This is a genomic window from Mesorhizobium sp. B2-4-6, assembly GCF_006442775.1.
GTDB lineage: Bacteria > Pseudomonadota > Alphaproteobacteria > Rhizobiales > Rhizobiaceae > Mesorhizobium.
The window spans coordinates 177,613-198,242 of record NZ_VFVI01000001.1 but is presented as its reverse complement, the minus strand read 5'-3'; the positions used below and the strand labels follow the sequence as shown (position 1 = coordinate 198,242).

General features: G+C 64.5%; 21 protein-coding genes. All 21 read left to right on the top strand.

Going from position 1 to position 20,630, the window contains the following annotated elements:
- Positions 1 to 6: 6 nt before the first annotated feature.
- The 21 genes from FJ957_RS00940 to asnB all read left to right on the top strand — a co-directional run bounded on the left by FJ957_RS00940 (position 7) and on the right by asnB (position 20,568).
- Positions 7 to 552 carry a MotE family protein gene (locus FJ957_RS00940; RefSeq protein WP_246685744.1) on the top strand — a complete coding sequence of 182 codons (546 nt, stop codon included), beginning with the start codon at positions 7 to 9 and terminating at the stop codon, positions 550 to 552.
- Complete coding sequence (gene flgH / locus FJ957_RS00935) at positions 549 to 1,253, top strand: flagellar basal body L-ring protein FlgH (protein ID WP_140651607.1); 705 nt, start codon at positions 549 to 551, stop codon at positions 1,251 to 1,253. Before FJ957_RS00940 ends, flgH begins: the two co-directional genes overlap by 4 nt.
- A 19-nt stretch (positions 1,254 to 1,272) precedes the next feature.
- Positions 1,273 to 1,767 (top strand): flagellar basal body-associated FliL family protein, encoded by a 495-nt coding sequence (locus tag FJ957_RS00930; RefSeq protein ID WP_140827498.1) that lies wholly within the window; start codon positions 1,273 to 1,275, stop codon positions 1,765 to 1,767.
- Entirely contained in the window at positions 1,764 to 2,495 is a 732-nt protein-coding gene (gene fliP, locus FJ957_RS00925; RefSeq protein WP_140827496.1) for a flagellar type III secretion system pore protein FliP, read from the top strand. Before FJ957_RS00930 ends, fliP begins: the two co-directional genes overlap by 4 nt.
- A 221-nt stretch (positions 2,496 to 2,716) precedes the next feature.
- Positions 2,717 to 3,712, top strand: a complete 996-nt coding sequence (locus FJ957_RS00920; protein ID WP_140827494.1) for a flagellin — start codon at positions 2,717 to 2,719, stop codon at positions 3,710 to 3,712.
- A gap of 263 nt (positions 3,713 to 3,975) precedes the next feature.
- Positions 3,976 to 5,046: a flagellin gene (locus FJ957_RS00915; protein ID WP_140827493.1), complete on the top strand. Its 1,071-nt coding sequence runs from the start codon at positions 3,976 to 3,978 to the stop codon at positions 5,044 to 5,046.
- Positions 5,047 to 5,220: 174 nt separating this feature from the next.
- Positions 5,221 to 6,867 (top strand): flagellar basal-body MS-ring/collar protein FliF, encoded by a 1,647-nt coding sequence (fliF, locus tag FJ957_RS00910; protein WP_140827491.1) that lies wholly within the window; start codon positions 5,221 to 5,223, stop codon positions 6,865 to 6,867.
- Between the two features lie 3 nt (positions 6,868 to 6,870).
- Entirely contained in the window at positions 6,871 to 7,497 is a 627-nt protein-coding gene (locus FJ957_RS00905; RefSeq protein ID WP_140827489.1) for a hypothetical protein, read from the top strand.
- Positions 7,494 to 8,897, top strand: a complete 1,404-nt coding sequence (locus FJ957_RS00900) for a MotB family protein (protein WP_140827488.1) — start codon at positions 7,494 to 7,496, stop codon at positions 8,895 to 8,897. The genes FJ957_RS00905 and FJ957_RS00900 overlap by 4 nt, the downstream gene beginning before the upstream one ends.
- Positions 8,894 to 10,327, top strand: coding sequence for a chemotaxis protein MotC (locus tag FJ957_RS00895; protein ID WP_140827486.1), 1,434 nt, complete (start codon positions 8,894 to 8,896; stop codon positions 10,325 to 10,327). Before FJ957_RS00900 ends, FJ957_RS00895 begins: the two co-directional genes overlap by 4 nt.
- Positions 10,324 to 11,688, top strand: coding sequence for a flagellar hook-length control protein FliK (locus tag FJ957_RS00890; RefSeq protein ID WP_140827485.1), 1,365 nt, complete (start codon positions 10,324 to 10,326; stop codon positions 11,686 to 11,688). The genes FJ957_RS00895 and FJ957_RS00890 overlap by 4 nt, the downstream gene beginning before the upstream one ends.
- Positions 11,618 to 12,208, top strand: a complete 591-nt coding sequence (locus FJ957_RS00885) for a lytic transglycosylase domain-containing protein (RefSeq protein WP_181180459.1) — start codon at positions 11,618 to 11,620, stop codon at positions 12,206 to 12,208. Before FJ957_RS00890 ends, FJ957_RS00885 begins: the two co-directional genes overlap by 71 nt.
- Before the next feature lie 220 nt (positions 12,209 to 12,428).
- Positions 12,429 to 13,097 (top strand): response regulator transcription factor, encoded by a 669-nt coding sequence (locus FJ957_RS00880; RefSeq protein ID WP_140673814.1) that lies wholly within the window; start codon positions 12,429 to 12,431, stop codon positions 13,095 to 13,097.
- Between the two features lie 91 nt (positions 13,098 to 13,188).
- Entirely contained in the window at positions 13,189 to 14,442 is a 1,254-nt protein-coding gene (locus tag FJ957_RS00875; protein ID WP_140673812.1) for a flagellar hook protein FlgE, read from the top strand.
- Between the two features lie 29 nt (positions 14,443 to 14,471).
- Complete coding sequence (flgK, locus tag FJ957_RS00870; RefSeq protein ID WP_140827483.1) at positions 14,472 to 15,920, top strand: flagellar hook-associated protein FlgK; 1,449 nt, start codon at positions 14,472 to 14,474, stop codon at positions 15,918 to 15,920.
- Positions 15,921 to 15,923: 3 nt separating this feature from the next.
- Positions 15,924 to 16,973, top strand: a complete 1,050-nt coding sequence (locus tag FJ957_RS00865) for a flagellar hook-associated family protein (protein WP_140827481.1) — start codon at positions 15,924 to 15,926, stop codon at positions 16,971 to 16,973.
- A 29-nt stretch (positions 16,974 to 17,002) separates the two neighbouring features.
- Entirely contained in the window at positions 17,003 to 17,350 is a 348-nt protein-coding gene (gene flaF, locus FJ957_RS00860) for a flagellar biosynthesis regulator FlaF (RefSeq protein ID WP_140827479.1), read from the top strand.
- A complete protein-coding gene (flbT, locus tag FJ957_RS00855) occupies positions 17,347 to 17,784 on the top strand; it encodes a flagellar biosynthesis repressor FlbT (RefSeq protein WP_140827478.1) in 438 nt (145 codons plus the stop codon). The genes flaF and flbT overlap by 4 nt, the downstream gene beginning before the upstream one ends.
- Position 17,785: 1 nt before the next feature.
- The gene (flgD, locus tag FJ957_RS00850) at positions 17,786 to 18,193 is read left to right on the top strand and encodes a flagellar hook assembly protein FlgD (RefSeq protein ID WP_140827476.1); all 408 of its coding nucleotides are present in this window, start codon (positions 17,786 to 17,788) and stop codon (positions 18,191 to 18,193) included.
- Positions 18,194 to 18,281: 88 nt separating this feature from the next.
- Positions 18,282 to 18,548 carry a flagellar biosynthesis protein FliQ gene (gene fliQ, locus FJ957_RS00845; RefSeq protein ID WP_140827474.1) on the top strand — a complete coding sequence of 89 codons (267 nt, stop codon included), beginning with the start codon at positions 18,282 to 18,284 and terminating at the stop codon, positions 18,546 to 18,548.
- 154 nt (positions 18,549 to 18,702) lie between these two features.
- A complete protein-coding gene (asnB, locus tag FJ957_RS00840) occupies positions 18,703 to 20,568 on the top strand; it encodes an asparagine synthase (glutamine-hydrolyzing) (RefSeq protein WP_140827472.1) in 1,866 nt (621 codons plus the stop codon).
- The last annotated feature ends 62 nt before the right edge of the window (positions 20,569 to 20,630 follow it).

The following is a 20,630-nucleotide window of genomic DNA, read 5'->3' as shown; positions in this document are numbered from 1 at the left end:
GGAGCAATGGTTGCTCTGCTTGGCGGGACCGCCGCCCATGCGGACGAGGTACGGCAGGTGTTGCCGGGCGGTCAGGCGCCGGTTCAGCCGGCCGAGCTCACACACGAAAGCGCGCCGCTTCGGCCGGCTGCGCTCGCGGCCGGCAAGGCGCCTGACGAAAGCGAGGTCCAGCGCTTCTGCTCCAACATCGCGGACGCCGCGCGCGACCGCCGCTACGCGCTTCAGGCCGAGGAATTGAAGCAGCTGCAGGCCGGCATCGATGAGCGCATGAAAGCGCTCGAGGCAAAGCGGGCCGAGTACGAAGAATGGTTGAAGCGCCGCGAAGTGTTCCTGGCGCGCGCCGAGGACGGCGTCGTCAAGATCTATGCCGGCATGAAGCCCGACGCTGCCGCCGAACGGCTGGCGATGGTCAATGCCGAGCTCGCGGCAGCCATCCTGATGAAGCTCGATTCGCGCAAGGCCGGCGTCATCTTGAACGAAATGGACCAGAAGGCGGCGGCGACGCTCACCGGCATCATGGCCAGCGCGGCGCGAAGGGTTGATCCGTCATGAAGTTGAAATTCTTTGTTTTCGTCGCGGTTGCGGCATTGTCCGGCTGCGGCACCAATTTCAAGGAGATCGGCCGGGAGCCCGCTCTGTCACCGGTCGGTTCCGGCATCGGTGAGGGCGGTTCCGGCCCCTACAGCTATCCCGAGCCGCCTGCCTCGCGGCCGAAGAAATTCTCGCTGTGGGACGATCGCCAGAGCCGGCTCTTCACCGATCCGCGCGCGCTGCGCGCCGGCGACATCCTTACCGTCAACATCAAGCTCAACGACAGGGCCAATTTCAAGAACCAGAACGACCGCAGCCGCACCGCCGCGCGCAAGCTCGGCTACGACGTCAATCTCGGCTGGGAAAGTGCAAGCACCAGCGGCAAGGGCGACGCCGGCCTGAGCTCCAGCACCGAGACCAATGCCGACGGCGAGATCAAGCGCTCGGAGGACATCGCCCTCAACGTCGCCGCCGTCGTTACCGAGGTGCTGCCCAACGGCAATCTGATGATCAGGGGCTCGCAGGAGGTCCGCGTCAACTACGAACTTCGGGTGCTGACCATCGCCGGCATGGTTCGTCCGTCCGACATCGGCGCGGAGAACACCATCCCCTACGAGCGCATCGCCGAAGCGCGCATTTCCTATGGCGGCCGAGGCCGTGTGAGCGAGGTCCAGCAGCCGGCCTATGGCCAGCAGGTGCTCGACCAGGTTCTTCCTTTCTAGGGCCGGGGGAAGCGCTGCCGTGGCGAACATCGAACAGGTCCAGCCCAAGAAGGGACCTTCCCTGGCGATCCAGCTCGCCATGCTGTTGGTCATAACGGGCGCGGCGGTCGGCATGGGCTGGCTTTCGGGCGGCTATCTCAAGCAAGGCGAAACGCCGGCACCGGTGCCCGCGGCGCCGGAAAACGCCGGCACCGCGGAGAAACCCGCCGAAGGCGGCAAGGCGGCCGCCGGGCCGGCGCTGGTTCAACTGGCGCCGATCACCACCAATCTCGCCTCGCCGTCGGACGTCTGGATCCGGCTGGAGGCGTCGCTGCTCTACGATGCTCCCCAGCCGACGGAAATGGCCGAGCAGATCCACCAGGACCTGCTCGCCTATGTGCGCACGCTCAAGCTGCACCAGATCGAAGGCGCCAGCGGCTACCAGCATCTCAAGGCCGATCTCGAGGAGCGCGCGGCGCTGCGCAGCGGCGGCCACGTCAAACAGGTTCTCGTCAGGACGATGCTGCTCGAATGAGAAAGTTCCTCATAGCCACCGCGCTCATCGTCGTCACCACTTCCGTCGCCGCGGCCCAGCAGCTCGATCTTGGCGGCATCGGCAAGGCCGACGGTACGACCGTCGGCTATCTGATTCAGATGTTCGGCCTGCTCACCGTGCTTTCGGTGGCGCCGGGCCTCTTGATCATGGTGACGAGCTTCACCCGCTTCGTCATCGCCTTCTCGATCCTGCGCGCCGGCATCGGCCTGCAATCGACGCCGGCCAACCTGATCCTGATCTCGCTCTCGTTGTTCATGACTTTCTATGTCATGGCGCCGACCTTCGACCAGGCCTGGAACACCGGCGTCAAGCCGCTGATGGACAACCGGATCACGCAGGCCGAGGCGTTCGAGAAGATTTCCGGCCCGTTCCGCGACTTCATGCTGCACAATGTGCGCGACAAGGACTTCGATCTCTTCGCCGACCTCGCCCGCGAACGCGGCCAAACCGTCTCGCGCGAGAGCGTCGACCTGCGCATCCTGGTGCCGGCCTTCATGATCTCGGAGATCCGGCGCGGCTTCGAGATCGGCTTCCTCATCGTCCTGCCCTTCCTCGTCATCGACCTCATCGTCGCCACCGTGACCATGGCCATGGGCATGATGATGCTGCCGCCAACGGTGGTATCGCTGCCGTTCAAGATCCTGTTCTTCGTGCTGATCGATGGCTGGAACCTTCTGGTCGGCAGCCTGGTGCGATCCTTCACCTGACGCACCCGGCGCGGGTGCCGAAACGGCGCCGTTCCACTCGAATTTTACGCAATATATTTTCGATTAACCGTCCGATTTAGCTCTTTGGTAGCAACTTGCCGCCATAGTCGCCTGCAGATGGCGGGTGATCGGGTTCACAGATCATTGGCATGATGCCGCACCGTCATACCGGACATGCCGGTATGTCAAAAAAATCCGTGTAAAAACAAGGTACGTGTACCATGGCCAGTATCATGACCAACGCCTCGGCGTTGACCGCTCTGCAGAGCTTGAACGCCACCCAGAAGAACCTCGACACCACCCAGTCCCGCATCTCGACGGGTTATCGCGTCTCGCAGGCTTCCGACAACGCCGCTTACTGGTCGATCGCCACCACGATGCGCTCCGACAACCAGGCCATGTCCACCGTCTCGGACGCTCTCGGCCTCGGCGCCTCGAAGGTCGACACCGCCTACACCGGCATGGACAGCGCGATCTCGACCATCAACCAGATCCAGCAGAAGCTGACCGCTTCCTACGGCCAGACCGATGCTTCGAAGGAAAAGACGCAGGTCGAAATCGCCGCTCTTCAGAACCAGTTGAAGGCCTATGCCGACGGCGCCACCTTCTCCGGCACCAACATGCTGTCGGTCAACAGCGGCGCCACCGCCACCAGCGCAGCCGACGTCAAGATCGTTTCGGCCTTCAACCGCGACGCCAGCGGCTCGGTTTCGATCTCGACGATCGATGTCAACGTGGAAAGCATCAAGCTCTACGAGGCTGGCACTGCGGCGGGTGTGTCGAAGGGTATTCTCGACGCCGACCGCGTCGGCGCGTCCGGCGCTGTCACCACCACCGTGCAAAACCCGACCCTGGGTGCGGCATCGGCGGCGGGCGACACCTATTCGGTCGCCACCATGAAGATCTTCTCCGGCACCACCGCTGCCAGCGATACCCAGATCGCGGATATGATGAAGGTTGTCGACGCTGCGCTCAAAGACATGACGAACGCCGCCACCAAGCTCGGCGCCGCCAAGAGCTCGATCGACCTGCAGAAGACCTTCACCTCGAGCCTGATGGACTCCATCGACCGCGGCGTCGGCCAGCTTGTCGATGCCGACATGAACAAGGAATCGACCCGCCTCCAGGCGCTGCAGGTCCAGCAGCAGCTCGGCGTCCAGGCGCTGTCGATCGCCAACGGTTCGTCGCAGTCGATCCTGTCGCTCTTCCGCGGCTGATCGCTCTATACTGACCAGGCTAAAGCATCGGGCCGCGCCAAAAGCGCGGCCCGATTTTCGTTTGCTCAAGGCCCGCGCAACCCTCGTTTCTTAACTTCTCGAAAGCCTACTTTTAACAGGCCATTAACCATATCGCGCTAGATATGGTTAACCAACGACTTACGACAGGTTGTCGAGTCGGCCCGACCGGCACGACCGCAACCGATGGGCAGGTCGAGACCCGGCCTGTGTGGCATGCCGGCTTTTGAGAAGGAGCGAGTTTCTTGGCGAGCATCATGACGAACGCTGCGGCGTTGACTGCACTTCAAAGCCTCAACGCCACCAACAAATCGCTCGAGCAGACGCAGGCCCGGATCTCGACCGGCTACCGGGTCTCCGAGGCCTCCGATAACGCCGCCTACTGGTCGATCGCCACCACCATGCGCTCCGACAACTCGGCGCTGTCGACCGTGCAGGACGCGCTCGGCCTTGGCGCCTCGAAGGTCGACACCGCCTATACCGGCATGAACAACGTCCTTTCGACGATCGGCCAGATCAAGACCAAGCTTTTGTCTGCCGTCGGCCAGTCGGGTGCCAACAAGGCCAAGACGCAGACCGAAATCACCACGCTGCAGGCGCAGATGAAATCCTTCGCCGACGCCGCCACCTTCTCGGGCTCTAATTATCTTTCGGTGACGTCGACGCAGGTCGCGGCCGCCAATGACGGCGTCCAGCCTGACGCCAAGATCGTCTCTTCGTTCAATCGCTCCTCGTCCGGCGCCATCTCTCTCGGCACCATCGACATCGATATCGAGAGCACCAAGCTGTTCGATTCCGGCCTCTCCACCGCCGTCAAGAACCAGGGCATCCTCGATCGCCAGACTTCGATCTATTCCACCGCCGCGGACCAGTCGGCATATGACGCCGCCTATGCGGCCTCGATCGCCGGCGGCGCCACCGACATCGCCGCCAACACCGCGGGCCAGGGCGCTGTGACGGGCACGCCCGTCAAGATCGACAACGTCTCCGCCTTCAATCTCGACATCACGGCAGCGGGCGTGACCGACGACATCATCACGCAGATGGTCACCAAGATCGACAACGTCATGAGTCAGCTTACTGACGCCGCCACCGTGCTCGGCGCCGCCAAGAGCTCGATCGACCTGCAGAAGACCTTCACGCAGAGCCTGATGGACTCCATCGATCGCGGCGTCGGCCAGCTCGTCGATGCCGACATGAACAAGGAATCGACTCGCCTCCAGGCCCTGCAGGTTCAGCAGCAGCTCGGCATCCAGTCCCTGTCGATCGCCAACAGCTCCTCGCAGTCGATCCTGCAGCTGTTCAAGAACGGCTAAGCCGCGGGATTATTCCCACCAGAAAAAGGCCGCGCCTGAGGCGCGGCCTTTTTCGTTGCTTGATAAGACGCCGGTTCGACGCTTTGCGGGCTCTTCGGCGGCACGCCTATCATCCTCGCACAAGCTTCGCGGTCTAGTCTTCCGGCGGACAGTCATGCTGGGAGCGGTTGAAACGTGCCGGAACAGATCCAGAGCATCATCGCGAATTTGAAGAGCTTCGGCGTCAGGCGCCTGGCGCTCATGGGCGGCATCGCGGCCCTGGTCATGGCCGTCATCGGCATCGCGTCCGTCTATCTTAACCGTCCGGCCTATGAAACGCTCTATGTCGGCCTCGAGCGTTCCGACGTCAACCAGATCGGCCTGGTGCTGGCCGATGCCGGCATCGGTTTCGATGTCGGCTCCGACGGGACCTCCGTGCTGGTGCCGGCCGGCACCACCGCGCAGGCGCGCATGCTGCTTGCCGAGAAAGGCCTGCCGACCAGCGCCAACGCCGGCTACGAGCTGTTCGACAATGTCGGCTCGCTCGGTCTCACCTCCTTCATGCAGCAGATCACCCGCGTGCGCGCGCTGGAAGGCGAGATCGCGCGCACCATCCAGTCGATCTCCGGCGTCAAGGCGGCGCGCGTCCACATCGTCATGTCCGAGCGCGCCAATTTCCGTCGCGACGAGCAGCAGCCCTCCGCCTCGGTGGTCATCCGCTATGCCGGCAACGATGCCGAGAAGAGTGCCATGTCGATCCGCCACCTCGTCGCCGCGGCTGTTCCCGGCCTCTCGGCCGACAAGGTCACGGTGCTCGATTCCAACGGCAACCTTTTGGCCGCCGGCGACGATCCGTCCAACACGAGTGCGGCGCGCACGCTCGGCGTCGAGCAGACGGTCGAGGCGCAGATCGGCGACAACATCCGCCGCGCGCTCACCCCTTATCTCGGTCCGGACAATTTCCGCGCCAGCGTCAAGGCCGACGTCAACACCGACACGCGCCAGACCGAGGAAACGATCTTCGATCCGAACTCGCGCGTCGAGCGTTCGGTGCAGTCGGTGAAGACCAACGAGGCCAGCAACCAGAAACAGGCCTCGACCCCGACCAGCGTCGAGCAGAACCTGCCCGAGACGCAGACCACCAGCACCGAGGGACCGCAATCCACCTCGCAGAACGACCGCAAGGAAGAGATCACCAACTACGAGATCAACTCGAAGAAGATCGCCACTGTCTCCAACGGCTACACGGTCAACAAGATGTCGATCGCGGTCGTCGTCAACCAGGATCGCCTGAAGACCATCCTCGGCAAGGACGCTACCCCGGAGCAGATCGCCAAGCGCGTCGCCGATATCCAGAAGATGGTGGCCTCGGCGACCGGCTTCGACGACAAGCGCGGCGACGTCATCGACGTTTCGGCGGTCGAGTTCATCAACGGCCTCGACGGTGAGCCGATCGATCAGCCCGGCATCCTCGCCTCGATCGGTACCTATACAGGCACCCTGATCAATGCCGGCGCCTTCATCGTCGTCGTTTTCCTGGTGGCGTTCTTCGGCCTGAAGCCGATGGCCGCCGCGCTGACGGCGTCGGCGAAGCCTGCGGCCATTGCCGGCCCGAGCTTCGACGACGTGCAGCGTTCCTTGCCGACGCCCGATGCGCCGGTCGCCGCGATCACCGCCGAGACCCCGGCCGGTACGCGCGCCGGCGCGACGCCGCTCGATGACCTGCGCCAGAAAATCCGGCCGGCGCCGCAGGAGCGGCTTGCCCGCATGGTCGACCTCAACGAGGAGCGCACCGCGCAGATCCTGCGCAAATGGGCAGCCGCCCCAGAGGCCGTGGGTTAGGCCATGGCCTCGGCGCTCTTCGACCTCCTGCCCGATTTTGGTTCGCGGACCCCGCGTGCCAGCCAGCCGCCGTCCGCACGCGCCGCCGAGCATATGCCTGCCGCCGCGCCGGCGCCGCAGGCCGATATCGGCGCGCTGATCGCCGAGGCGGTTGCCGATGCGGAGGCGGCGCTCGAGGCACGCCTTGCACTCTCCCATCAGGCTGCGCTCGACGCCGAGCGTCAGGCCAGCGACGATGCGGCGAAAACATTCCTTGAAAGCTTCGGCGGCGATCTCGGCGCCGCCGTCGCCACGCGCATCGAAGCCATGGAGCAGCGCGTTGCCGAGCTTGCCGGCGCGACCGTCGCGCGCATCGTCGGCGGCCTTCTCAGCGACGACCTGCAACAGCGCTCGCTCGCCGCCCTTTCCCGCGCCATCGGTGCAGCGGTCGCCGACAGCGAGGCCGTGCGCATCGGCGTCCGGGGGCCGCTCTCGCTGTTCGAGCCGCTGCGGGCGGCGCTCGGATCGCGCGCCGCCAATCTCGACTTCACCGAGGCTCCGGGCTTCGACCTGACCGTCACCATCGACGAAACAGTGTTCGAGACGCGTATCGCCGAATGGTCGGCGTCCTTGTCGGAGGTCCTGTCATGAGCGCCGTGGACCATGCCGACCCCCGGCACGAGATCATCATCGTCAAGCGCAATCACGACGGCCATGACGACGCTCACCATGGTGGCGTGTGGAAGATCGCCTTCGCCGACTTCATGACGGCGATGATGTGCTTCTTCCTCGTCATGTGGCTGATCAACGCCGCCAACGAGCAGACCAAGGCAGCCGTCGCCAGCTATTTCAATCCGGTCGAGCTGATCGACCGCAATTCCAGCCGCAAGGGCCTGGAGGACCTCGGCGACGGCCCCAGCAAGGTCGGGCTGACCGCGGATAACCCGCAGCAGGGCGCGACCAAGGCGGGCGATAACGGCAAGGGCGGCGCCGGTTCCTCCGAGCGCCGGCAGACGAAGGACGGGGCGCAGGATGCCCAGCTCTCCGATGAGAAGCTGTTCGCCGATCCCTATGCCGTGCTGGCGGAGATCGCCGCCGATACGGGCGTGATGCAGAACGTCAGCGCCAAGGGTGAAGGCGGCGCCCAGACGGCCGGTCCGGCAACCGGCGCCTCCGGCGGCGAATCCTATCGCGATCCATTCGCGCCGGATTTCTGGTCGCAGCAGGTGGCGGTGCCTGACGCCGAGGCAACCGCCGAGCGCGCCAAGTTCGATGGCGATCCGGTCAAGCCCGGCGACAAGGTCGCCGCCGCCGCGGTGCCGAAGGTGAAGGCCGTTCCGGCCGCCCCTCCGCTGACCGCTGCGCCGATGGAACCGCTGGCCGCCCCGGAAGGCACCGACGCCAAGGGCATACAGAAAGCCGCGCAAGGCAGGGCCGGAAAGCCGTCGAGCGAAGGGAAGAAGAGCGAGAAAGCCGACGCCGACAAGCGCGAGATTGCGGACACCGACACCAAGGCTGAAGCGGCCAAGGCGGAAAAGACCGAATCCGAGCAGGCCGCCGACAAAGGTGACAAGGCGCCGAGCAAAGCCGCTCTTCAGGAAGCGGCGGATATGAAGAAGGAACTCGCCAAGGCATTCCTGCCGGGCGAAAAGCTCGCCGACGGTGTCTCGGTCGAGGCCACCGACAAGGGTGTCGTCATTTCGATCACCGACCAGCTCGACTTCGGCATGTTCGAGATCGGCTCGGCCATGCCGCGCCGCGAGCTGGTGCGGGCGATGGAAAAGATCGGCCACATCATCAACGAGAAGAAGGGCACCATCACAATCAGCGGCCACACCGATGCGCGGCCGTTCCGCAGCGACACTTACGACAACTGGCGGCTGTCCACCGCGCGCGCCCATTCGGCCTACTATATGCTGGTGCGCGGCGGCGTCGACGAAAGCCGCATCACCGAGGTCGCGGGCTTCGCCGACCGACAGCCCAAGATCGCCTCCGATCCGATGGCTGCCGCGAACCGGCGCATCGAAATCCTGATGGCGGCCGGCGGATGAGGGCCAGGACCGTCATCGGCGGCGCGATAGCGCTGCTGCTGTTCGCCGCGGGGTCGTCACCGCCGGCTTTCGCGCAGGATGCGCTGCAGCCCTATCAACTGGTGCGTTCGCTGCAGCTGGTCCAGGATCGCATTGCCGGCGGCGATCACGCCGCGCTGCCGATGCAGGCAAAACTCCTCGAAATGATCGACGCCCGGATGCGCGGCGCGAACGCCGAGGATTTCAAGGAGCCGAAGAACTTCCGCGCTCTGCTCGTCTATGGGATGAGCGGCGGCAATCCGGTGACGGTCGCGGCGGCGGCTTCGCGCGCGGTAACCGACCCGCAAAGCCTGGCCATCGCCAAAGGCGTCGTCGCCTATCTGAGCGGCCAGCCGGCCGAGGCGATCGAAATGCTGAAGCCGATCGATCCGATGGGCGTGCCCGCCGATCTCGGCGCCTTCCTGGCGCTGGTCAAGGGCTCGCTGCTTGCGACCGACGACCCGTCGGCAGCGCTTGCGCTGCTCGACGAAGCGCGCCTGCTCAGCCCCGGCACGCTGGTCGAGGAGGCTGCGCTTCGCCGCTCCGTGGGCATCGCGGCCGCGCAGGGCGACGCCGCCCGTTTCGCGCTGGCTTCGACCCAGTATGTCGCGTCCTTTCTTTATTCGCCCTACGCCAGCCAGTTCGCCGATGCCTTTGTTTCCGGCGTCATCACGCTGCACATGGCGATCAGCCAGGACAAGATAGCCGACATCACCTCGATGATGGATCCCGAGCGTGAGAAAGTGATCTACCTGCGCATCGCGCGCCGTGCCGCGATCGACGGGATCACGGAGCTCTCGGCTTTCGCCTCGGCCAAGGCCGAACTGGGCCGCAACGGCAACGGCAACCGGGACGACCCGCGCACCCAGCTCTATTCGAGCCTCTCCACCATGACATCGGCCAATGTCGATGAAGCACGCGCCAAGTTGGGCAAGATCGACCGCGGCAAGCTTTCGCAAAGCGACCGCGACCTGCTCGACGCCGCGCAAGCTGTCGCGGGCGAAGTGATGGCGCCGGTGAAAGCGGCCGCCAATGCCGGACCTAAGCCGGCAACCGTTGTGAAAAGTGACGAGGCGAAATCAGCGACGGAGGCCTCGGCCGATCCGGCCAATGCGGACTTGCCGCCGGTGGAAGGAGCGATGCCCGACCAGCCAGCGGTCGCGGCGAGCGATCCGCCGGTCGCTGCAAGCGATCAGGCGAAAGACACGCCCTCGCCGCCCGCTGTCCCGCAACCGGCGCAAGCATCGGCCGAAACGCCGGCGTCCACTCCGGCACCGATTGACGCCGCGCCGGTGGTGCAGGCATCGGCGCCGGCGACGCCCGATGCGCAAGACCCAATCGATGCGGCGGTGACCAGCACGCGCCGTCAGCTAGACCAGATCGACCAGTTACTCGGAGCAGCCCCCAAATGACCAGCGTCAACCAGACCCTGCCGGGCTTTGCTTCGACCCAGCCCCGGCAGCACTCGACCGGCGGCGAGGACAAGGATCAGAATTTTGGTGACCTTGTGCATGGGCCCGAGAAGACCGATCGGCCACAGGACAAGCACGCGACCGGACCGGTGATACCAGACGCGCATCCGGCAAGGCGCTCGCCGGCCAATACCGGCAAGCAGGAGCCGGACCAGCATCCGCAGGGGAAAACCGGGGCGCAGAAAGCAGCCACGGGAAAGTCCGGGAAGACCACCGCCCAGGACGATCAGGCGAAGCTGACGGCGGACAAAGATTCCGCGGTGCAAACCGACGAGTCCGCGCCGCTGCAGGATCGCCTGCCGTTGCTGATGGCGCTGAGCGACATGAAACATTTCGCGCAATCGTCGGGCACGGGCGGCAAGGGTTCCGCCGACGGTGAAGAGGCCGCGAGCGAGGGAGCATCGTTGGAAACGCGGCTGCGCCCAGGCAAGCGCGCGGCGGTCGACGATTCCGCCGAGCCGCAGTCGCGATCCGCTCGTTCGACGGCGGCTGTAGCGTCCGGGCCCGACTTCGGGCAAAAGCCGGTGAAGGCGGACATGGCTCTCGACATGCCGGGCCGCGGCGATACCAGGATCTTGCCGAAGCAAGGGAATGAACCGCAGGCCGACAACCCGGTACCGCCGCAAGGCTGGCGGCCGGCTTCCGCCTCCAAGGCCTCGCAGCTATCGCAATCGACCACGCAGCAGACACCGGCCAAGCCGTCTTCTTCCGCCACACGCATGGAAGTCGTCAGCCAGCAGAGCTTCCCGGCGCCGGCGCAAAACCCGATCGGCCAGACGGCATCGGCGCTGGTTGAAACGCTTGCCTCCGACAATGGCGTCCAGCAGGCCTTCGCAAGCGCCTCGGCAGGCTTGCAGACGACCAATTCTGTTGCCGTTCCGACACATGTTCTGAAGATCGAGCTCCACCCTTCGGAGCTCGGATCGGTCATCGCCAGCCTGCGGCTCTCGGGGGAGCAACTTTCGATTGAGATGAAGCCAGAGACACACGAGGCATATCGCCGTCTCACCGCCGACAGCGACGCCATCGTCAAGTCCATGCGCAGCCTCGGCTTCGACGTCGACAAGGTTACCATCCTGCAACCTTCGATAGCAGCGCATGCGGCCAGCCGCACCGACGCAACCAGCGCCATGCCGATGTCGACAGGCCGCGATCAGCCTTCGTTCCAGCCCGGGAACTCGGGCGGCAACGGCGCGGGCGGCGGCCGGCAACCGGGAAGGAACGATGGCAATGGCGCACAGGAATTCGGTCGTGCCGCTTCGTCTCTTGGCGAGCGCGCTGACGACGATATGTATATCTAGTTTCGCTGCCGGCACGGCCGGCGCCGCCGCCAATCCCTGCGAGCCGGAGATCCTGCGCGCCGCCGATCGCTACGGTGTGCCTGCCGGGATCCTCTACGCCGTCGGCCTGACCGAGACCGGAAAGAAGGGCAGCCTTCAACCTAATGCTTTGAATATAGAAGGAAAAGCTGTCTTCCCTCGCGGTCGCGGCGAAGCGCTCGCCGCATTCGAGGACGCGCGTCGCGAGGGCAAGACGCTGATCGATCTCGGCTGCATGCAGATCAACCATCGCTATCACGGCGATCATTTCCGCAGCGTCGAGGACATGCTCGACCCGCATCAGAATGTCGACTACGCGGCGCGCTTCCTGGCGAGCCTGCATGCCCGGCATATGACCTGGTCGATGGCCGTCGCTCGCTACCATGCCGGTCCCGACAACGACCCGGCACAGAAGGTCTATGTCTGCCGCGTCATCGCCAACATGGTCGCCACCGGCTTCGGCAAATGGACGCCGAATGCCAGCACTTTCTGCAATCAATAGTTGTCAAATTCCGGATCCAGCCGACCTTCGCCAGCCTATCCGCCGGCGCCAATATTCGTGCGCCAACAGTTGGCGCGAATACACCCGCGCAGCCGCTTTATTACGGCTCCCAAAAAAACTCCCAAGAAAATAGCTACAAGAAATGATGGTTTTTCAGGATTCGTCGAGCCGGGTACCCCTTTCCGCACGGGGCAAGTGAAATGATTCGGAGGGCGGGCCGATGATCGTGATCGTTGACGAGCGAGAGCTCGTGACAGAGGGCTACTCTTCACTTTTCGATCGCGAGGGGGTGGCCACTGCCGGCTTCGCACCAGGCGAATTCGGCGAGTGGGTGAGTTCCGCCGCCGACACCGATCTCAGATCGGTCAGGGCCTTTCTCATCGGCGACTGCCGCGAAGGTGCGATATCGCCACGCCAGATCCGCGACCGCACCGGCGCGCCGGTGATCGCGCTCAGCGAACATCACTCGCTCGAACACACACTGCGGCTGTTCGAAAGCGGCGTCGACGACGTCGTCCGCAAGCCGGTGCACATCCGTGAGATTCTCGCCCGCATCACCGCCATTCGCCGCCGCGGCTCCGAAGAGGCCGCCTATACCGAAGTCGGGTCGATGCGCATCTTCATGGACGGCCGCGATCCGGAGATCAACGGCGAGCCGCTGCCGCTGCCGCGGCGCGAGCGGCGCATCCTGGAATATCTGGCCAGCAACCGCGGCCGGCGGGTGACCAAGACCCAGGTCTTCAACGCCATCTACGGCATCTTCGACGAAGAGGTCGAGGAGAACGTGGTGGAGAGTCACATCTCGAAGCTGCGCAAGAAGCTGCGTGAGAAGCTCGGCCACGACCCGATCGATTCCAAGAGGTTCCTCGGCTACCGGCTGGTGTTTTGATGGCCGCCCAAGGCACATCCCGCACCAGCCTCGCGCAAGACACGAGGCATAATTTTATCGCCTCCTACCCAGGCACTGCGGAGATGTATCGATGAGCCTCTACGGAATGATGCGGACCGGCGTTTCCGGTATGAACGCGCAGGCCAATCGCCTCTCCGCGGTGGCCGACAACATCGCCAACTCGGACACCACGGGCTACAAGCGCTCTTCGGCCGAGTTCTCGACACTGATCATGCCCGGCACCGGGGGCGCCTATAATTCCGGTGGCGTGACCACCACGATCCGCTCGGCCGTCGGCACACAAGGCGTCATGACCTACACCACCTCGGTGTCCGACCTTGCCGTCAACGGCGACGGCTTCTTCGTCGTCCAGGATGCCGGCGGCACGCCCTATCTCACCCGCGCCGGCTCCTTCGTTCCGGACGCGCAAGGCCGGTTGGTCAATGCCGCGGGTTACCAGCTCATGGCCTACAGCTACGCCAATGGGGACCCGGCCGCGACCGCCAACGGCTTCGAAGGCCTCGTGCCGGTGCAGATCTCCGACCAGCAGATGACAGCGACGCCGAGCACCGAGGGCCTGTTCTCCGGCAATCTGCCGGCGGGCGCGACGCCGCCCTCTGGCCCGTTGCCGTCCAGCAATAGCGCGACCGCCGAATACACGTCGAAAACCTCGCTGGTTGCCTATGACAATCTCGGCAACAAGAAGCTGCTCGACGTCTACTTCACCAACACCGGCGCCGGCACCTGGCAGGTCTCGGTCTTCGACCAGTCGAAGGCGACCGCGGGCACCTCTTTCCCCTATACGGGCGGCGCGCTGGGATCGGCCAACCTCACCTTCGACACCACGACAGGCAAGCTTACCGGCGCGACGGACAGCGTCTCGTTCACGGTACCGGGCGGCTCGACGCTGGACCTCGATCTCTCCCAGCTGACGCAGCTCGGCACGGGCTTCACCGTTGCCGACGCCAAGGTCAACGGCAACGCGCCGAGCTCCATCCAGAAGGTCCAGATCGGCCAGGACGGCATTATCTACGCGCAGTTCGAGGACGGCTCGACCAAAGCGCTTTACAAGATCCCGCTGGCCGACGTTCAGAGCCCCGACAACCTCACCGCAATGCCCGGCAACGTCTATGTGCAGAGCACCGACTCCGGCGCTGTCCACATCGGCTTTGCCAATGAAGGCAAGCTCGGCTCCATCGTCTCCGGGGCGCTTGAAAACTCCAACGTCGATATCGCCGAGGAACTGACCAACATGATTGCGGCGCAGCGCAGCTACACCGCCAATTCCAAGGTCTTCCAGACCGGCTCGGACCTGATGGACGTCCTCGTCAACCTGAAGAGATAAACGACGGGCGCCGCCCGTGAAAGATCAGCATGTCGCTTTCCTCCGCACTAAGCATTGCCCAATCGGCGCTTCTGGCCACGTCCAAGCAGACCAGCGTCGTATCGCGCAATGTGGCCGACGCGTCGAACCCGGACTACACACGCCGCATCGCCGTGGTGACCAGCACGGCGCCCGGCGCCCGGGCGGTGGAAATCCAACGCGCCGCGAATGATCTCCTGTTCCGCCAGAACCTTTCGGCGCTGTCGGCATGGAGCGGCCAGAGCGCGCTTTACAACGGCATGGATCAGCTCGATCTGTCGGTCAACGGGGTCGACAACGCATCGTCCCCCTCGACGGCAATCGCCAACCTGCAGCAGTCCCTGCAGCTTTACGCCACGACGCCATCGAACCAGAACCTCGGCACCAGCGTCATCGACGCCGCCAAGCAGGTGGTGAACTCTCTCAACAGCGGCACCAAGGCGATCCAGGACTTCCGCACCCAGGCCGACAGCCAGATCTCCACCGCCGTCAACGATCTCAACTCGCTGCTCAGCCAGTTCCAGGACGCCAACAAGGCGGTCATCTCGGGCACTCGCTCCGGCACCGACGTGTCCGACGCGCTCGATCAGCGCGACGCGATCCTGAAGAAGATATCGGAATACGTTCCGGTCTCGACCTTCACCCGCGGCGACAACGACATGGTCATCACCACCAAGGACGGCACGACGCTGTTCGAGACCGTGCCGCGCTCTGTGACCTTCACGCCGTCGGCCGGTTATACGGCCGGCACGCCCGGCAACACCATCTATATCGACAACGTGCCGGTCTCGGCGGGCACCGGGGACACCACCGCCGACGGCAAGATTGCGGGCCTCTTGAAGCTGCGCGACGGCGTCGCTTCGACCATGCAGAGCCAGCTCGACGAGATCGCGCGTGGTCTTGTCACTGCATTTGCCGAAACCTCGTCGTCGCAGCCCAATGCCGCGGGCCTGTTCACATGGTCGGGCGCCCAGGCAATTCCGGCCGCCGGCACCTTGATCGATGGCCTCGCCGGCACGATCAGCGTCAACGCCGCCTTTGATCCGAGCGCCGGCGGCAATCCCGCGCTGTTGCGCGACGGTGGCGCCAATGGCGCGGCCTATGTCGTCAACACCGGCGGCGCATCCTATTCGGACCTGCTGATCAGCTACGGCAACAAGCTCGATCAGCCGATGGCCTTCGACAGCTCGGCCGGCATCACCGTCAGCTCGAGCGTCTCCGACTACGCGGCCAATGCCATCGGCTGGTTCGAAGGCGTGCGCCAGCAGGCCTCGACCAATGCCGACAGCAAGCAGGCGCTGGCCGCGCGCACGGCCGAGGCGCTGTCCAACGACACCGGGGTCAATGTCGACCAGGAGATGTCCCTGCTCCTCGACCTCGAGCACACCTATCAGGCCTCGGCGCATATGATGAAGACGGTCAGCGACATGCTGGACTCCCTGATGGCCGCGGTAGGATAATCCATGAAAGCGACAGGCGTTTCCTCAGCTGCCATCTCCAACGCCCTGCGTTACCAGCAGGCGAAGATGCAGGCCGACCTCGTCAAGGCGACCAAGGAATCGCAGACCGGCACCGTCGCCGATGTCGGCCTGGCGCTTGGCAGCCGGACGACCCAGGCCGTCACCTTCCAGCGCGATCTCGACCGGCTGAACGGCATCGTCGATTCCAACGCGCTCGTCTCGGCCCGCCTGACATCGACCCAGGATTCGCTCGGCCAGATTTCCGATGCCGCGCAGAGCTTCCTGTCGGCCCTGACCAGCGGCGTGTCGGGCGACTCCTCGACCAGCATCCTGCAGACTGCCAGCGCCTCGGCGCTGCAGCAGATGACGGGTATCCTGAACACCAGCGTCAACGGCGAATATCTGTTTGCCGGCACCAACACCGACGTCAAGCCGATCGACGATTTCAACGCCGTCGGCTCACCGGCCAAGGCCGCCTTCGATGCCGCCTTTTCGAGCTATTTCGGCTTCACCCAGACAGACCCGGCGGCGGCCAACATCACAGCCGCGCAGATGGACGACTTCATCACCACGCAGGTCGAGCCGCAATTCCTGGGCGCCGGCTGGCAGGCCAACTGGTCGAGCGCCACCGACGATCAGATCACCAGCCGCATCTCGCTCAACGAAACCACCCAGACCTCGGTCAGCGCCAACGAACAGGGTATCCGCAAGCTCGCCATGGCATCCGCCATGGTCAGCAGCCTGCTTACCGGCAGCATCAGCGAGGCCGCCCAGAACGCCGTCGTCAGCCGTGCCCAGACGCTGGTCGGCGAAGCGATCGGCGGCATTACTCAGATACGGGCCGAGACAGGCGTTGCCCAGCAGCGCGTGTCCGACGCCAGCGACCGCATGAAGACCCAGGTCGACCTCTTCGAGAAGCATATCGTCGATCTCGAAGGCGTCGATCCGGCCGAAGCCGCCACCCGCGTCGCCGATCTGACGCAGCATATCGAGACCTCCTTCGCCTTGACCGCGCGTCTGCAGCAGCTCAGCCTGCTGAACTATCTGACTTGAACATAAACCGGAACGCCAGAGCGCCGACGATGTATCAATTCTCCTACGCCGACATCCAGACCGACTCCGTCGCCGACGCCAAGGACCGGGAGCGGCAATTGCTCACCCGTTCGATCGACATGCTGGCCGCCGCGGCAGCCGTCGGCACCGAGTCGATGGAAGCGGTCGAGGCGCTGCATTTCACCAACCGCGTCTGGACCGCCTTCGTCGAGGATCTCGGCTCCAGCGACAACGCCCTGCCCAAGGAGTTGCGCGCCAACCTGATCTCCATCGGCCTGTGGCTGCTGCGCGAGACGGAAGACATCCGCCAGGGCCGTACCAACAATTTCGAAGGATTGATCGAGGTCTCCCAGATCATCCGAGACGGCATCCAATGACCAACACGCTGAAAATCTCGCTGAAGCCCAACGAGAAGATCTATATCAACGGCGCGGTCATCCGCGTCGATCGCAAGGTCACCATCGAGCTGATGAACGACGTGCAGTTCCTGCTCGAAAGCCATGTCATCCAGGCCGACCAGGCCGCGACGCCGCTCAGGCAGCTTTACTTCATCGTGCAGATCATGCTGATCAACCCGGCGGGCGCCGCGGAGGCGCGCGACATGTTCCGCCGCTCGCTGCCGATGCTGATCGCGAGCTTCGAGAACCAGGACATCTGCAAGGGCCTGAAGCAGATCGACCGCATGGTCGGCGAGGACGAGATCTATGAGGCGCTGAAAGCGATCCGCGCCCTCTATCCGCTCGAGCGCAGGGTGCTCGAGGACAATGACGACATTCCCGAAATGCCGCGCGCACTGGCTGTAGGAGCATAAGATGGCCGTCGACATGACGACAACGATCCCGGTTGGCGCCAACCAGGCCAGCCAGCAGACCTCGAAGACAGCGGTGGATTACCAGTCGTTCCTGAAGCTCCTGATCGCCGAGATGAAGAACCAGGATCCGACCAAGCCGATGGATTCCACGCAATATGTCGCTCAGCTCGCCACCTTCTCCCAGGTCGAGCAGTCGGTGCAGACCAACACCAAGCTCGACCAGATCATGCAGTCCTCGGCCTTGTCGCAGGCCGACGCGCTGATCGGCCGCTCGATCACCTCGGCCGACGGCAAGACCACCGGCACGGTGGCTTCGGTGACGCTCTCCAGCAGCGGCCTTGTCGCCGTGCTGCAGGACGGCACCCAAGTCCCGGTCGGCGCGGGCGTGTCGATCAAGCCGGCCGCCTAAGCAGGTCTCCCGAAAGTGGGGCCGGTTTCGGGACAACGACATGCTTAAAATCAAAAAAACTTTAGCCGGATTCGCATAGGGTCAGCCCATGAACGAGGCCGACGCCCTCGATATCGTCCAGTACGCGGTGTGGACGGTTCTCGTCGCTTCCGCCCCCGTGGTGCTGGTGGCGATGGTGGTCGGCATCGGCATCGCGCTCATCCAGGCGCTGACCCAGATCCAGGAAATCACGCTCACCTTCGTGCCGAAGATCGTCGCCATCATGCTCGTGGTGGCGCTGACCGGCCCGTTCATCGGCAGCCAGATCTCGGCCTTCACCAACGTCATCTTCGAGCGCATCGAGCACGGCTTCTGACGCGAAGCCTCAGCAAGTGTCTGGCGGCCTGTTCGCAGGCCGCGAGATCGCTTGCGGCGGCGTTTCTTGCAGCTAGATTGTAGGCGCGACGGCGTCGGCCGACGTCTCAGGCGATTCAGGAAGTGATGCATCAGGCAAGAACGGCCGGCGGGCCATGTGCGGAATAGCCGGCGTCTGGCGAAAGCGCGATCCGATCGGCAGCGGCGATCGTCGCGACGTCGCGCGCATGATGCAGGCATTGGCGCATCGCGGTCCCGACGATCACGGCAACTGGAATAACGCCCGGCTGGCGCTCGGCCACCGCCGGCTGACCATCATCGATCCATCGCCCGCCGCGCGCGAGCCGATGCTGACCGCGTCCGGCGACGGCGTGCTGTGCTACAATGGCGAGGTCTATAATTTTCGCGCGCTGCGCAAGACGCTGCAGGCGGAAGGCCTGACGTTCCAATCGGTGTCCGACACCGAGGTGGTGCTTCAGGCCCTGCATCACTGGGGTCCGCAAAAAGCGGTGCCGCTGTTCGACGGCATGTTCTCCTTCGCCTATTTCGATGCCCGCGACGGCGCCTTGTGGCTTGCCAGGGACAGGCTGGGCATCAAGCCGATGTCGGTCGCCGAAACCGGCGACCGCGTGCTGTTCGCCTCCGAGGACAAGGCGATCCTCGCCTGCCACGACTTTGCGCGCCGGATCGACACACGCGAGCTGACGTTGCGGCTTGCCTGGCAGAGCCGAGATTCGAGCTACAGCGTTTTCGACGGTATCGAGCGTCTCCCACCGGCAGGCCTTTGGAGGATCACCGGAGACGGCATCGACAAGCGCCGCTTCTGGCACGTCCTCGATGTTCTCGATACCACGCGCATCGCCGGCGACAGGACGTCCGACGCCGAGCATATGGCGACGCTCGAGAGGCTGCTCGAGGAAAGTGTCGAGCTGCATTGCATCGCCGATGCCAGCCTTGCAACCGCTTGTAGCGGTGGCGTCGATTCCGGGCTTATCACCGCGCTTGCCAAGCGCTTCAGGCCGGAGATGCACGGCTACGTCATCGACCAGAAGCTCGGGCGCAGCGAAGCGCCGGACGCCGAGCGCACCGGTCGCCATGCCGGCGTCAGCCTGCGCCGGGTGCCTTTTGACAAGGACCGGTTCCTCGAGCTCTGGCCGCGCGCGGTCTGGCACCTTGAAACCGACGGCTGGCATGCCAGCCACGCCGCGCTGCTGGCGCTTGCCGAGCGGTGTCGCGCCGACGGCGTCAAGGTGCTGCTCACCGGCGAGGGCTCCGACGAGCTCTTCGGCGGCTACAAATGGCAAGCATCGACGATCAGGGTCTGGCGCCAATCCTGGCTGCAGCGCCTGTTCCGCTCGAAGGCCAGGCGGGACCGCAAATTCGCCGAATTGCGCCGCGCCCCATTCCGCAACTCGATCGGTCGCGGCTCGCCGACTGACCGCACCATGGCGCTCAGAGCCCTGTCGCCCGAGCTGAACTTCCTGCAGACAAAGCTGTTCGACAGGCTGGAAGGCGTCGCGCCGGCCAGCGACCGCGCTTTTCTGGCAAGCTGCTTCTACGACCTCTACTCGCATCTGCAGGACCTGCTGCACAGGCACGACCGGTTGAGCATGGCGGCGTCCGTCGAGCTCAGGGTGCCGTTCCTCGAGAACCGGCTGATCGACTTCGCCCTTCACCTGCCGCGCAGGCAGAAATACCGCGACGGAACCGGCAAGTGGCTTCTGAAGAAGGCCGCCGAGCACCATCTGCCGCGCGAAAATATTCGCGCCGCGAAGAACGGCTTCGAGATGGATGCCGCTTTTTCAGCCGGAGCGCAGGGCCTGCTGCGCGGCGGTGTGCTGCGCGACGCGATGAAATGGTCTGCTTCCGAATTGGACGACCTCATCGACATGGCCAGAAGCCAGGAAACGTCGCGCCTGCGTCTCGTCGGCATGGAAATGCTGCTCAGGCTTTACATGAATGGCGAGACGACAGGCGGCCTGACCGAGGCCCTGCATGCCGAGGCGAGAAACGCGAAATAGCCAAAAGTTGGTCCAGACCGGCCTGATGCTTGGTTTAAAGCTTCGCCGACGCATTTTCGCCT